Origin of the sequence: Bacillus rugosus, from assembly GCF_023238245.1 — a bacterium.
In the GTDB taxonomy this organism is placed as follows: domain Bacteria; phylum Bacillota; class Bacilli; order Bacillales; family Bacillaceae; genus Bacillus; species Bacillus rugosus.
The window spans coordinates 2,839,746-2,853,224 of sequence record NZ_CP096590.1; the positions used below are offsets into that span (position 1 = coordinate 2,839,746).

Annotated in this window: 13 protein-coding genes, 1 pseudogene and 1 other annotated feature; of the genes and pseudogenes, 2 read left to right on the forward strand and 12 right to left on the reverse strand. The window is 44.3% G+C overall.

The features are described from left to right. Positions 1 to 31: 31 nt before the first annotated feature. Positions 32 to 232, reverse strand: coding sequence for a 50S ribosomal protein L35 (gene rpmI, locus M0696_RS14460; protein ID WP_003222418.1), 201 nt, complete (start codon positions 230 to 232; stop codon positions 32 to 34). Positions 233 to 244: 12 nt separating this feature from the next. Further along, positions 245 to 766: a translation initiation factor IF-3 gene (infC, locus tag M0696_RS14465; RefSeq protein WP_010886591.1), complete on the reverse strand. Its 522-nt coding sequence runs from the start codon at positions 764 to 766 to the stop codon at positions 245 to 247. A 58-nt stretch (positions 767 to 824) separates the two neighbouring features. Further along, positions 825 to 955, reverse strand: a sequence feature (ribosomal protein L20 leader region). 279 nt (positions 956 to 1,234) lie between these two features. On the opposite strand from infC, the pseudogene M0696_RS14470 reads away from it, so the two are divergent. Beyond that, positions 1,235 to 1,759 (forward strand): annotated as a pseudogene (locus tag M0696_RS14470) (hypothetical protein); the annotation flags it as partial. Between the two features lie 31 nt (positions 1,760 to 1,790). On the opposite strand, the gene lrgB reads toward M0696_RS14470, so the two are convergent. From lrgB to lytS, 4 genes are all read right to left on the reverse strand, one after another. Then, entirely contained in the window at positions 1,791 to 2,486 is a 696-nt protein-coding gene (gene lrgB, locus M0696_RS14475; RefSeq protein ID WP_166849841.1) for an antiholin-like protein LrgB, read from the reverse strand. Positions 2,487 to 2,506: 20 nt separating this feature from the next. Beyond that, positions 2,507 to 2,947: an antiholin-like murein hydrolase modulator LrgA gene (gene lrgA, locus M0696_RS14480; RefSeq protein WP_166849838.1), complete on the reverse strand. Its 441-nt coding sequence runs from the start codon at positions 2,945 to 2,947 to the stop codon at positions 2,507 to 2,509. Between the two features lie 133 nt (positions 2,948 to 3,080). Further along, complete coding sequence (gene lytT / locus M0696_RS14485; RefSeq protein WP_166849835.1) at positions 3,081 to 3,806, reverse strand: two-component system response regulator LytT; 726 nt, start codon at positions 3,804 to 3,806, stop codon at positions 3,081 to 3,083. Continuing rightward, positions 3,784 to 5,565 (reverse strand): two-component system sensor histidine kinase LytS, encoded by a 1,782-nt coding sequence (gene lytS, locus M0696_RS14490; protein ID WP_166849831.1) that lies wholly within the window; start codon positions 5,563 to 5,565, stop codon positions 3,784 to 3,786. The genes lytT and lytS overlap by 23 nt, the downstream gene beginning before the upstream one ends. 166 nt (positions 5,566 to 5,731) lie before the next feature. On the opposite strand from lytS, the gene M0696_RS14495 reads away from it, so the two are divergent. Next, positions 5,732 to 6,514 (forward strand): HAD family hydrolase, encoded by a 783-nt coding sequence (locus tag M0696_RS14495; RefSeq protein ID WP_222143314.1) that lies wholly within the window; start codon positions 5,732 to 5,734, stop codon positions 6,512 to 6,514. Positions 6,515 to 6,554: 40 nt separating this feature from the next. On the opposite strand, the gene thrS is transcribed toward M0696_RS14495, so the two are convergent. The 6 genes from thrS to nrdR form a co-directional block, all read right to left on the reverse strand. Then, positions 6,555 to 8,486, reverse strand: coding sequence for a threonine--tRNA ligase (gene thrS, locus M0696_RS14500; protein WP_222143315.1), 1,932 nt, complete (start codon positions 8,484 to 8,486; stop codon positions 6,555 to 6,557). 398 nt (positions 8,487 to 8,884) lie between these two features. Further along, positions 8,885 to 9,730 (reverse strand): putative sporulation protein YtxC, encoded by an 846-nt coding sequence (ytxC, locus tag M0696_RS14505; RefSeq protein ID WP_166849822.1) that lies wholly within the window; start codon positions 9,728 to 9,730, stop codon positions 8,885 to 8,887. A 78-nt stretch (positions 9,731 to 9,808) separates the two neighbouring features. Then, entirely contained in the window at positions 9,809 to 10,450 is a 642-nt protein-coding gene (locus tag M0696_RS14510) for a TVP38/TMEM64 family protein (protein ID WP_222143316.1), read from the reverse strand. A gap of 33 nt (positions 10,451 to 10,483) precedes the next feature. Next, positions 10,484 to 11,419, reverse strand: coding sequence for a primosomal protein DnaI (gene dnaI / locus M0696_RS14515; RefSeq protein WP_222143317.1), 936 nt, complete (start codon positions 11,417 to 11,419; stop codon positions 10,484 to 10,486). 27 nt (positions 11,420 to 11,446) lie between these two features. Continuing rightward, positions 11,447 to 12,868: a replicative helicase loading/DNA remodeling protein DnaB gene (gene dnaB, locus M0696_RS14520; RefSeq protein ID WP_222143318.1), complete on the reverse strand. Its 1,422-nt coding sequence runs from the start codon at positions 12,866 to 12,868 to the stop codon at positions 11,447 to 11,449. Positions 12,869 to 12,981: 113 nt separating this feature from the next. Continuing rightward, positions 12,982 to 13,440: a transcriptional regulator NrdR gene (nrdR, locus tag M0696_RS14525; RefSeq protein ID WP_019259145.1), complete on the reverse strand. Its 459-nt coding sequence runs from the start codon at positions 13,438 to 13,440 to the stop codon at positions 12,982 to 12,984. Positions 13,441 to 13,479 lie beyond the last annotated feature (39 nt).

Here is a 13,479-nt window from a genome sequence, read left to right on the forward strand (position 1 = left end):
TAAATTTCCCTCCTAATTGTTCCTTATCCGATTACTTGATGTTAGCAAGCATTTGTTTGATACGTTTGAAGTCTCCTGCACTTACAACAGCACTCTTGCGAAGCTTACGCTTTTGCTTTTGAGATTTGTTAGCGAATAAGTGACTTGTATACGCATGAGAACGTTTTAACTTCCCAGAACCTGTCTTTTTAAAACGTTTAGCAGATCCGCGGTGAGTTTTCATTTTTGGCATGGGATTTCCTCCTTATTGCTTTTCATTTTTCGGCGCGAGCATTAAGAACATGCTGCGGCCGTCCATTTTTGGTTTTGTTTCGACAGTCGCAACCTCAGCACATGCTTCAGAAAAACGGTCTAACACACGCTGACCGATTTCTTTATGAGTGATTGCGCGTCCTTTAAAGCGGATAGAAGCTTTCACTTTATCGCCTTTTTCAAGGAATTTAATCGCATTGCGCAATTTCGTGTTAAAGTCATGCTCATCGATTGTCGGACTTAATCGAACTTCTTTTAAGTTAATGATTTTTTGATTCTTGCGTGCTTCTTTTTCCTTTTTCTGCTGCTCAAATCGGAACTTACCGTAGTCCATAATTCGGCAGACAGGCGGTTTTGCATTCGCTGCAACTAACACAAGGTCAAGATTTGCGCGGCCGGCGATTTCAAGTGCTTCCTGACGGGACTTGATTCCAAGCTGGTCGCCATTTTGTCCGATCAAGCGGACCTCACGTGCACGGATACCCTCATTAACCAATTGATCTTTGCTAATAATGAGCCACCTCCATAGTTTCTTCGAATTGATTCACAACTCATTTTGACTGCATTCTGCAGGCAAACAAAAAGTGTGGGCATTATAAAACACCCACACTACGAACATCTGTATCAATAAAAATGTACGGTCAACCTGCCAACTACATGCATGTGTCAATCAGGTGAGAAGCGGGTGCTTCTGCTTGTGATTTATATTCAATTCAATAACTATTCTACACAATGCCGGATCTTTAGTCAAGGACGACTTATCCGGAACAACTTTTACATTGTAACATGGGTTTTCTATGAGTGCAAGATAGAAAAAGAAAATCTTTCATCCTCATCCAGAATGTAAAGTTTCTGGACCAGTCAGCCGCGCATCAGGTGTTCTGTTGAATAACCTCGGTTCAGCCAGCGGTGATCCATGACTGATCCCCGGAAATGCTGAAAATAGCTGACTTTTTGTTCCGACATCCAGCCGCTGACACCCCTGAAAAAACGAAAACTCGTTTCATTGGAAATTAAGTTTGAGAGTCCGCTCGCTGCTGAATTAGGAAAGCTGAAGTCAAAAGAAGAAGCAGAGAAACAAAGACAAATCGCCGACTCGAAAAAACGTGAAAAAGAGCGAGAAGCAAAACGAAAGAAACAGCAAGAAGGAGAAGCGGAGAGACAGCGATTGGCAGAGCGGCAAGCAGCAGAGAGACAGCGGCTAGCGGAAGCTGAAAGACAAGCAGAGCTTGAAAGACAGCGGCAGGCTGCAATCCAAAAAGAGCAGGAAGCGAATGCTCAAAAAAAGCGGCAATCGCAGGCACAACGGCAGAAGACAGAGGCATCCTCATCTAATAGCCAACATTCACCGTCTTCCTCAAACCAGACAGATGATACCATTCAACAGCCGGCTTCAGAGCTTCCTGATGACGACGGATATGGTTATGAAGAACGAAAAAAGTGGCATGATGATCAAGTGGAATGGGGCATTAAACAAGGATATATCGATCCTGAAGACGCACCTTAAAATAGAAAAAGCCAAGGCTGAAAGCCTTGGCTTATCCTCCGATCAGCTGCACGAACACAGGGATGACCAGAACCGTTACCACTCCTACTACGACAACAGCAATACTTGCCATCGCAGCTTCGACTTCTCCCATCTCGATACCGACCGCTACACCGAGTGCATGTCCGGATGTTCCGAGAGCCAATCCTTTAGAAATCGGATTCTTTACTTTAAACACCTTCAAGAACAATGCTCCGAGCGCATAAACAATAACAGCGTTAAAGATGACCGCAAAGGCAGTGATATCGCTGATTCCTCCTATGTCTTTTGATAGAGGAAGCGCAATTGCCGTTGTAGCCGCCTGCGGAAGCATGCTTTTCATCACTGCCGTATCGAGGTGAATGCCTTTTGCAAGCAAATAAACAATCGTCACAGAGCAGATAGAGCCGACAATAATGGAGGACATGATTTGCCACCAGTATTTTTTCAGCTTATCTCTTTGTTTGTACAAAGGAATTGCAAAAGCGATTGTCGCCGGTTCAAGGAAAAACTTAATGATTTCTCCCCCGTTATTATAGTCAGCGTAGGAAAAACCGCCGATTTTTAAAAATGCGATCCCAAGCACCATGGCAACAAACAAAGGAGTGAAAAGAAAGAAGCCTTTCGTTTTCTTAAATAAAAAGGTGCCGATGCCGAATGCAGCAAGTGATACGACAATTCCGAAATAAGGACTCATTGTGCTTTCCATCTGAAGAACCTCCTGTTTCCTTAATGGTGAACGAGTTCTTTATTGTTCTGCGGGCTTTGCACTGTTTTTGTTTTCATGTCCGCTGCGGTATTGCGTTTTCCGCTAAGCGAAAGAATCAGCTGAGAAAACAATCCTGTAGCCCCTAGCAAAATGATCGTTGCGAGCAGAATGACAAGAACAATTTGCAGACCGTATTGCTGCATTACACCAAGCGAATTCATAACAGATATACCTGACGGGACAAATAAAAATCCGATCAGAGAGGTTAAAGACGTTCCGAGAGTTTCTACTTGTTCCAGTTTAATGACTTTCAAACATAATAGGAGAAATAATAAGACCAACCCTACAACCGATGCCGGGATAGGTATTGGGACAATAGCGGCAATCATATTCGAAACCAGCATAATGACGGCAAAAATAAATGCTTGTGTTAAAAACCCGTACACTTTTTTAGCACTCATTTTCTTCACCTCTTTCTCTTTGGTACCCTCATTATAAATAAGAAGCCCCTGTTATGAAGCGCTTACAAGATAACATGTCGAATAGCGGAACTGAGTTGCAGAATCAAATGGCTGAAATGCAAAAAGCCGCCCATTAAATATGGAGCAGCTTTTTTAATTCCTTCGCATATGTCCGGCTGACCGGTATTTTCGATCCGTCTTTCATGATCAGATTGTACGTTGAATTAAACCAAGGCTGAATTTCTTTAATATATTCGGTATTGACGACAAAACTTCGATGGACGCGGATAAAATCCGCATCCGGCAGCTTTTTCTCAATGACAACGAGCGTATCGCTGACCGAATAAGATGTATCGAAGGTTTTTACATTGACATGACCATCTTCCGTTCCAGCATAGATAATGTCCTTCGTATCGACGATTACGATTGATTCTCCGACAGATAGCGCGAGTCTATGCTGGCCGGCATGGATGTTCTGTTCCGTTTCAACGATATCCCGATTTACTTTTTTATATTTTTTTAACGTTTGCTGGATTCTTTCCTCATCGAAAGGCTTTGTTAAATAATCAAGAGCATCCACCTCAAACGCTTTGAGTGCATATTGGTCATACGCTGTCGCAAACACAACAGCAGGAGGATGCTTCATTTTCTTTAACCGCTTTGCAATATCAAAACCGTTTTCTCCGGATAAATCAACATCTAAAAACAACAAGTCAGGCTTTTGATCCATCATTTGGTCAAATGCAGATTCGATATTTTCCGCTTCATTGATCTCCATTTCTTCATTGGACCGCTTGAGCAAGTAAGCCAATTCATCCCTTGCCAGCATCTCATCGTCAACTATTAACACCCTGAGCATGTTCTTCTCCCTCTTTCCTCTGTTGCATTGGCACTTGAAAGGAAACCTCTGTCCCTTTCTGAACCTCACTTTTGATATTCAGTGCAGCCTGCTGACCGAATAAACCAATCAGCCGCTGGTTCAGGTTATAGAGTGCTGTACCGGTTCCCTCCTTAGACGGAAACGGTTTCTTTCCCAGATCCGGCAGGACGTCCGGCGGAATTCCCCGTCCGTTATCCGTCACCTTCATATAGACGGATGTAACATCAGATAAGACACAGACCGTAACTTTGCACATGTCTTGTTTTTTCGGAAACGCATGCCGAAGCGCGTTCTCCACAAGCACCTGTAAAACAAACGGAGGGATTTCAATCTGCTCCAGCCTGCTGTCAATATTGAGTTCAATCTTATATTTCCCGGGAAAACGCGCCTGTTCTAATGACAAATAGGCGTGAAGGTGGTTCAGCTCCTTTGAGAGCGGAATCAGCAGCTGCCTCGCTCCTTGAAGGTTTGAACGAAAATAAACACTGAGCTGCAATAAGAGCTTCCGGGTTTTTTCAACATCCGTGCGGCATAACGCAGAAATCGTGTTGATCGCATTAAATAAAAAATGCGGATTTACCTGTGCTTGAAGCGCTTTGATTTCAGCATCTTTGAGAAGCTTGCTTTGCAGCTCTGCTTCCCCAAGCTCAAGCTGTGTCGAAAACAGCATGGCGAGCCCTTCAGCAAGCTCCTCCTCTACTTGGCTCAGGCCTGCCGGGCTTTTAAAATACATTTTTAAGGTGCCGATTGTATTGCCATTTGATGTCAGCGGCAGGACAATCGCCGCGTGCAAAGGACATTCAGAATGCGTGCATTCAATCTCTTCCTGGGAAACCGCCTTCATGATTTGCCCTGTTTTAATCACCTTTTTGGACAAGCCGGTGATCAAGCTTTTTGATGGAATATGGTGATCCATTCCCGCGCCGACATGCGCAAGTATTTTCTCATTGTCAGTGAGAGACACCGCATCTGTTCCGGTCAGCTTATGGATAATAGCCGCCACACTTTTACAGGAATTTTCATTTAGACCTTGGCGAAAAAATGGGAGCGTCTGATCAGCAATTGTCAGCACTCTATGCGTTTCAAGAGCCCTTGCCTGCTCTTCCTTGCGAATGATCGCTTGAATGATCGACAAGAAAATAAAACTGCCTGTTCCATTGATGAGTATCATCGGTATCCCGATCATGCTGACAAGCTCCCAAGCGGCACTGAACGGCTTCGCCATCAGCAAAATAATCACCATCTGCAGTGACTCCATGCCGATTCCCACAAGAGCCGCGATACGCGGTGTCGGCATTCGGTAGCGCTTCGTAAAATACCTGCCGATCAAGCCTGCAAGAACACCTGCTAAAACGGATGATACCGCACAGCTTAAGGCCGTGCTGCCGCCGAGCGAAAAACGGTGCAGGCCCGCCAGTATACCGATCCCAGCCCCTACAAAAGGACCTCCTAGAAGGCCTCCGATTTCCACGCCCAAAATACGGGTATTCGCGATAGAGCCCGACGGATCTATCGCAAACACCCAGTCATTATTTACAATCATATTTTTTTGAATTTCGATGCCTGTATAATTGCTGATGATGCTAAAAAGAGAAAAAATAGAGATTAAAACCGCTTTTCCTTTATAGCCGTCCTGATTCTGAAGAGCTTGTCTGAAAAGTTTCGTATGGGCGAGTATAAACCCTAATATAACAATAATCCCTACTCTCTCCAGCATCATAATCATTAAATGAATCATTCATGTCACCTGTTCTTTCCGTTTTCATTCTAGCATGGTTTCGTTTTACGGCTGACTGTTTTTTTAAAATCGTCTGAAAACATATTTCACAAGACTTTTATCTATTGTAAAATAAAACATAAGCCTTTTGGCAGAAAGATTTGAATCTGAAGCAGAGGAGAAGATCATGAAAGCCGTATTTTTTGATTTAGACGATACACTACTTTGGGACGAAAAAAGCGTCAGAACAACATTTGCAGAAACTTGCTTACAGGCGGAGAAAAAATATGGCCTTGACCCGCAGGCATTCGAAACAGCTGTTCGCGAAGCGGCGAGAGAATTGTACATGTCATATGAGACGTATCCATATACAGTGATGATCGGCATTAACCCGTTTGAAGGACTCTGGTCCAATTTCTCAGAACCAATCAGTGAAGGGTTTCAGAAGCTGAACAAGATTGTGCCGGAGTACAGAAGAAACGCATGGACAAACGGACTGAAAGCGCTTGGCATTGAAGATCCGGCATACGGCGAATTTTTAGGAGAGTTTTTCGCGGCAGAGCGCAGAAAACGCCCGTTTGTATATGATGAAACATTTGCTGTACTCGATCAATTAAAAGGTAAATATGAATTGCTGCTTTTGACAAACGGCGATCCGAGCCTGCAAAAGGAGAAGCTCGCCGGTGTGCCTGAGCTCGCCCCTTATTTCAATGAAATCGTCATCTCGGGCGCTTTCGGGAAAGGGAAACCGGATGTTTCAATTTTTGAACACTGCCTTGAGCTGATGAATATTGAAAAAGACGATGCGATCATGGTCGGCGATAATTTGAATACTGATATTTTAGGCGCTTCAAGAGCCGGAATTAAAACCGTTTGGATCAACCGGACAGAGAAGAAAAACGAAACTGATGTGACGCCTGATTTTATCATCAGCAGCCTTCATGATTTGTTTCCTATATTAGAGAAATAAAAAAGCATGATCTCTTCAATGAGATCATGCTTTTTTCATGTTATTTCTTCGCTTCAGCTACTGCCTTTTTCACAAAATCATCAAGTGAAATGGTTTCAGAGTTCTGCTCTCCGTACTTACGGACGTTTACCGCTCCGTTTTCTGCTTCTTGGTCACCGACCACAAGCATGTACGGAATTTTTTGCATCTGCGCTTCACGGATTTTGTAGCCGATTTTTTCATCGCGGCTGTCGACTTCAACACGCAGGCCTTCACGCTGCAGGCGTTCCTGCACTTTTTTGGCATAGTCTAAATGCACAGCCGGAGAAACCGGGATGACTTGGAATTGAACCGGTGCAAGCCATGTTGGCAGCGCGCCTTTGTGTTCTTCGATTAAGAAGGCAACAAAGCGTTCCATTGTTGAGACGACACCTCTGTGAATTACAACCGGGCGGTGCTGCTTGCCGTCTTCACCGATATAGGTTAGATCAAAACGTTCAGGCAATAAGAAGTCAAGCTGAACCGTAGACAATGTTTCTTCTTTGCCAATCGCTGTTTTTACCTGAACATCCAGTTTAGGGCCGTAGAATGCCGCTTCACCTTCTGCTTCGTAATAGTCATGGCCGATTTCGTCCATTGCCTCTTTCAGCATGGATTGTGCTTTGTTCCACATTTCATCGTCATCAAAATATTTCTCTGTGTCTTCCGGATCACGGTAAGACAGACGGAATGTATAATCACTCAAGCCGAAGTCTTCATATACGTCCTGGATTAAACGGACTGTGCGAATAAACTCATCCTTAATTTGGTCCGGACGCACAAAGATATGTGCATCGTTTAATGTCATGCCGCGCACGCGCTGAAGGCCTGACAACGCACCAGACATTTCATAACGGTGCATTGTTCCGAGCTCGGCAATCCGAATCGGAAGCTCGCGGTAGCTATGAATGTCTTGTTTGTAAATCATCATATGGTGCGGGCAGTTCATCGGACGGAGCACAAGTGTTTCATTATCCATTTCCATCGGAGGGAACATGCCTTCCTGATAATGATCCCAGTGTCCTGATGTTTCATACAGCTCTTTGCTTCCAAGCACAGGTGTGTATACATGCTCATAGCCGAGGCTGATTTCTTTATCGACAATGTAGCGCTCGATGACGCGGCGGATTGTCGCGCCTTTTGGCAGCCAAAGCGGCAGGCCTTGTCCGACTTTTTGAGAGTTCGCAAACAGCTTTAATTCTTTGCCGAGCTTTCTGTGGTCACGCTCTTTTGCTTCTTCAAGCATGCGAAGATGCTCTTCAAGATCAGCTTTTTTGAAGAACGCTGTGCCGTATACGCGCTGAAGCATTTGGTTATTGCTGTCACCGCGCCAGTATGCGCCTGCAAGGCTTAACAGCTTAAACTCTTTAATTTTTCCTGTTGAAGGAACGTGCACACCGCGGCATAGGTCAAAGAATTCGCCTTGCTCATAGATTGAAACGGTTTCTCCCTCAGGAATTGCATCCAATAGTTCAAGCTTCAGGTCGTCACCGATTTCTGCAAAACGGGCTTTCGCTTCTTCACGGCTGACTTCTTTTCGAACGATCGGAAGGTTCGCATTGACGATCTTTTTCATTTCTTTCTCGATTTTCGGCAGATCCTCCGGTGTAATCGCTTCTTCCATTTCTACATCGTAGTAAAAACCGTTTTCGATGACCGGACCGACACCGAATTTGACATCTTTGTAAATGCGTTTAATCGCTTGAGCCAGCAAGTGAGCCGTACTGTGGCGCATAATTTGAAGACCTTCTTCTGAGCCTTCTGTAATGATTTCCACTGTACCGTCTTCATTGATCGGCATTCTCAAATCGATTTCTTTTCCGTTCAGTTTTCCGGCTAACGATTTTTTCTTTAATCCCGGACTGATGGATGCCGCGATATCTTCTGTTGTTGTTCCTTTCGCAAACTCCTTGACTGCTCCATCAGGAAATGTGATTTTTACCATATCTGACATCTATGTCACTCCTTTTTTTGCATATAAAAACCCCGCCCCCTATGAAAGGGACGAGGTTGAATAAACGGAATCGTGGTTCCACCCTTTTTTCCGCATAGCCAATACTCCGGCACCTGCGGCTCTAGCTCTGTAACGGGAGTTCCCGTCAGCCATTACTGCTCCTTTATCAAGGGGTTCACAGCTGAAGTTCAAAGGCGGTAAAGTGAATGGTCCTTAGCTGGGAAGCTTGCAGCCTTGGCTTCCCTCTCTTTGAGCCGGTATCATTCCTTCATGTCCTTATCAATACGTGTGTCTTTCTTAATCTCCTATGTATTATAAATTGTTCAATCCAAAAAATCAACACGAGCGTATTTCCTTTTTTTCAAACCGACAGCCTTATATATACAGGCTGCCGGCCCTTATCCTTCCGAGTGCTTCACCGGTATTTCTGCGTCTGAAAAAGCGTGCAGCGGAAGCATTTCCACTCTCTCTTGAAATACGTTTTGAATGGTCCTTGCCATCATGTGCTCGGGCTGGTCGGTATAAAGCACCACTTCATCAGGCGCAATGGAAATCAGGGGTGCGAGCAAATGAGAATCAATGTACATAGGATGATCGCGGACAAATCGCCTGTCTATGTATTTCATCTTTTCCCGTTCCGGCACATAGCGCAGTTCCCATAATGTAAAAGAACCATCATGGACAATGTGCACCTTTTTGAGTCTCGGCTGTTTGGCTGTTACATAGTCTCTGAGTGTTTGAATAAAATTTTGATATTCCTGTTCCATCTTATATTCATCTATCGCCGCTTCCGTAATGTCTCTAAGCTGCTTGTAGTATTGTCCGAGTCGGAAGGTCTGAAAGGAACGAATGGAAAATAAGCCTTCCTCTAAACAGATCGTTTGGAGTTCATCCAAAATAGATTGTTTTCGCGAAAGCTTTAGCGGCTCAAACGGAAGATCGTCCGCTTCTCCTTCAATAATACTGTGTGCGAGCTGAAGGATTTGCTGCTGTTCATCCTGGTCCGTGAAGCAGTATGTTCCCTCAATCAATGACAGCATATGTTCGTCTTCTTTGCATTCTAAAAAAAATTTGACCAGAATCGGCTCCATAAAACGCTGAATAGAGAAAGCCGGCTTCGCTTTTTCAATCCCGATTTTTCGTATGCCTTCACGGACAATAATATTGTTCCGATCGTCCGAATGCTGAATGAGATGTAAAAAAGCGGCTGCATCATGGTCATCTTCAAAGATTATTTCAAGCATGTTTGTCCCCCCTTACGGCATCTGTTACAAGTATATGGGGGATGTTTTTAAAATAGACGTAAAGGTCATTGGCAAATCTTAATTTGATTCCTGGAACAAGTTTTGCATTTTCTTTCTGAAGATAAACGGCAGCGAGATAAACACGATATACAATACGAGCACCATATAGAAAGCGGGCAGATTTCCAGCCAAAAAGCTCGCCCCCAGCACATTAAGCGCAATGGTCCCAGGGATGATTCCCGCGGCCGTCGCCGCAAAATACGGCAGCGCTTTGACATTGGAAAGACCTGCCGCATAACTGACGAAATCAAAATTAATCGGCAGGATCCTCAGAAGAAAGATATAAAAAAATCCGTTATCCTCCATTTGCTTCTGAATGGCTTCCAGCTTTTCGTAATGGCCGGTCTTTTTCGCCGCAAACAAACCGGCCGCAAAAAACGATACAGCTGAGGCGCACATCGAACCGAATAACGTATAAAGCGTGCCGAGAAGCGGGCCAAACGCAAGTCCGCCCGCTATAGAAATAACAGAAACGGGAAATAAAACAAGAGGTCTGACGATGGATATCCCGATAAACATCAGCGGTGCAAAGACCCCGAACGATAATACCCAAACCCTGATCTCTTTCGGTGATAGATTCAAATACCTTTTATTTCCCCAAAAGATTAAACCTGCAACGGCCAGCACTGTCAGCCATTTAAGAGCGGTTTTTCGTTTCATACACTCAGTTCCTTCCCCTTTGAACCGCAGCGATTACGGATGGCGGCGGTTTTCTCCGTCAAGACGGATTGGAGCAGCCAAATATAATATCCGCTCCATCAGTCTTGCCGCTTTTACTTCTTCCTTTTCTCCTCTTTGCGAATACGTAAAATGATGCTTTAGCTCATCAGGTGAAAAATTAGAAGAAAAGAACGTCGGCAGCTGCTGGGACATTCTGTGCTGAAGCACCGTTCCGATGACTTCATCCCTTACCCAGCTCGTCATTGATTCCGCTCCGATGTCATCAAGCATTAATACAGGTGTTGTTTTGACCATATTGAGCTTCTCTTCCAATGAATGGTCTTGAAGCGAATTCTTGAGCTCTCTCACAAATTCGGGCACATATACGATCATGGAGGAATACTCTTTTTCAGCCAGTTCATTGGCAATCGCAGCAAGCATAAACGTTTTTCCTACCCCGAATTTCCCGTATAAATACAGTCCTTTCCCTTTTCCCGTCTCATTATAGCTTTTCAGAAAATCCGTAACATGCTGGAACATCGCGAGCCTGCTCGGATCACTGATATCAACCTGCTGAAATGTCGCGCCGAGAAGGTCCTGCTGGATATACATGCTTTTCATAAGAGACTTTTGTTTTTTCTGCTGGTCTAGCTTCCGTTTGACAGGACATTCATAATACTCGATATCTATAGAACGGCCATTGACAACAAGCTTCGGATGGTAGCCCTCCAACAGATTGTTGCAATCTTCATCTTCTGAACAATAGGAGCACTTCTTGCTTTGTCCGATATATTCATAAAGCTTATTTAAGCTCTTTTCGATCATTTTTTGATCAATCATTTCTTCGTTTTCCTTCAAAAATGCCTGAACATCTTGATCCTTCATGACTTTTTCCTTCATTTGTTCAAGACGTTTTTGGAAATCCGGTCTGCCGGTTAAGCCCTGCAGGGAACGGCCGATTGGTTCCATCTATTACTTCACCCCGCATCTCTGTCTTTAATAGGCAGAGTATTTTTTCAGTTTTTCCATTTCTTCCATCATCTTTTTCTTCTGTTCTTCCAAATCCTGCGGTTGCAGCTTCTGCTGTCCGGACTCTGACTCGGACGCTGTCTGCTTTTCTTTCATCCAGTCAGGAAGTTTTTCTTCGCGAATCACTTTTTGGTTTCGTTTCGAAGGCTGATTTGCTTTTCCTTCAGCCCATTCAAGGTATTGGCGGTTTTCTTCTATCGCAAGCTTCATCGCTTCTCTGACCGTTTTTACCTTTTTGCGCGCCCAATGCGACGCGATTTTTTGGATATAGTTTTTCGACAGCTTCATGTCGGTTTTCAGCATGACGTAATAAATTAACACATTTGTAACGCCGGGCTCGAGCTTCTGTTCAAACATAATTTCTTCTATGATTTTCAGATCAGCTTTTGACGGCTCTGTTCCGTCGGCAATGTCCTGGAGAAGCTTCTTCGGAGAAATCGTCTCAAGCAATGCAATCAGCTTTCCGTCCAGTGATTCCCCTTCCGCCGGTTTTTCGCCTTCACGCAGATGCACCGGCTGTGTTTTTTCCACTAAGTCAGGCAGCTGGCCGTTTCTTTCGATTTGATACCAGTCACTGGCCGCTTTTCGTAAAGCCTCCGTTGTAATGACGTCACGCTCATCAATCGCGCTCATCACGACATTTTGCATCTGCAAAGGATCTATGCCGTAAAGATAAGAAAGCTTTTTGATTGTGTCCCGCACCTGCTGGGTCATCGCTTTTCTCGGAATCATCGTCTCAGATAGACCCGCTAAAAACAAATCAAAATCAAACACATCCTCTGTTATGGTGTAGGACGGAGCCTGTCCGACAGAAGTATACTCTGCACCCTGCGCAAGTCTCACCGTTTCCTCCATATCAGATGTGAGCTTCCATTCACTCGGCTGCAGCGATTCAAACGCATGATTAAACGGCCGCGTAATGTCCTTCGCATCTTCTGAAATGGCCGGGTGCGTGAAAAATTGTTTCAATTGCTGATATTTTGTTTTTCCGACTCTATTGTACAGAAAAACATTCAGCATTCCATCTTCAAAAAAATCATTTGGCCTGAGCGGCGGAAGGAGTTCATATATAAAGAGGCGCTCCTGCCGCTCGGATTCCTTCATATATACTTTCAGCAATCCGATGCCTTCGAGCTTCCCCTGTTCCTGATGGATCGTTTTTAAGTTGGACTGTGTCATCCCCATCAGCTGTCTATGTGTGGACTCTCCGCCCCACAAACGGTTTTGTTCAAGCTCTCCCCATAATGTCATATAAAGAGAGAATGCAACAGGGCCGATTAAGGGCTGATACAGTTGTGTGATAATTTGTCTGTCTATATCCTGCAGCATTGATCTGCTTTTGACCACATACGGATCTACAGGCAGTACATCTTTCCAATAGTCAGCCATACATCTCAAACCTTCCGAATTTGTTTCTACCTTTCATTTTACACCGTTTCTCATATCTATCAAATGCCAATTTTGCACATGAGAAAAGAGCTAGAAGAATCCTCTTAGCTCTTTTAACGCTCTTTCTTTATTAAGTCTTTTAATTCGTCGATAAAGACGTTTATATCTTTAAACTGCCGATAGACTGACGCGAACCGCACATATGCGACTTCATCAATCTTGGCCAGCCGGTCCATCACCATTTCTCCGACAAGCTCGCTTTTCACCTCAGAGCAGCCTTGATTGCGAAGTTCTTTTTCAATATCAAAGCACATGTCTTCAAGCATTTTGAGTGAAACAGGTCTTTTTTCGCATGCTTTTATGAGGCCGCGCAGCATTTTTTCTCGGCTGAATTCCTCACGCACACCTTCTTTTTTTACGACGATGAGCGGGGTTTCCTCCACTTTCTCAAAGGTCGTAAACCGGTAGTGGCAGGATTCACATTCGCGTCTTCGGCGAATCGATTTTCCGTCATCCACAGGCCGTGAATCAAGGACTCGCGTTCCATTATGCTGGCATGAAGGACATTTCAATAAAATCAGCTCCCAACTATTTCGTTCCCTGCAATGTAT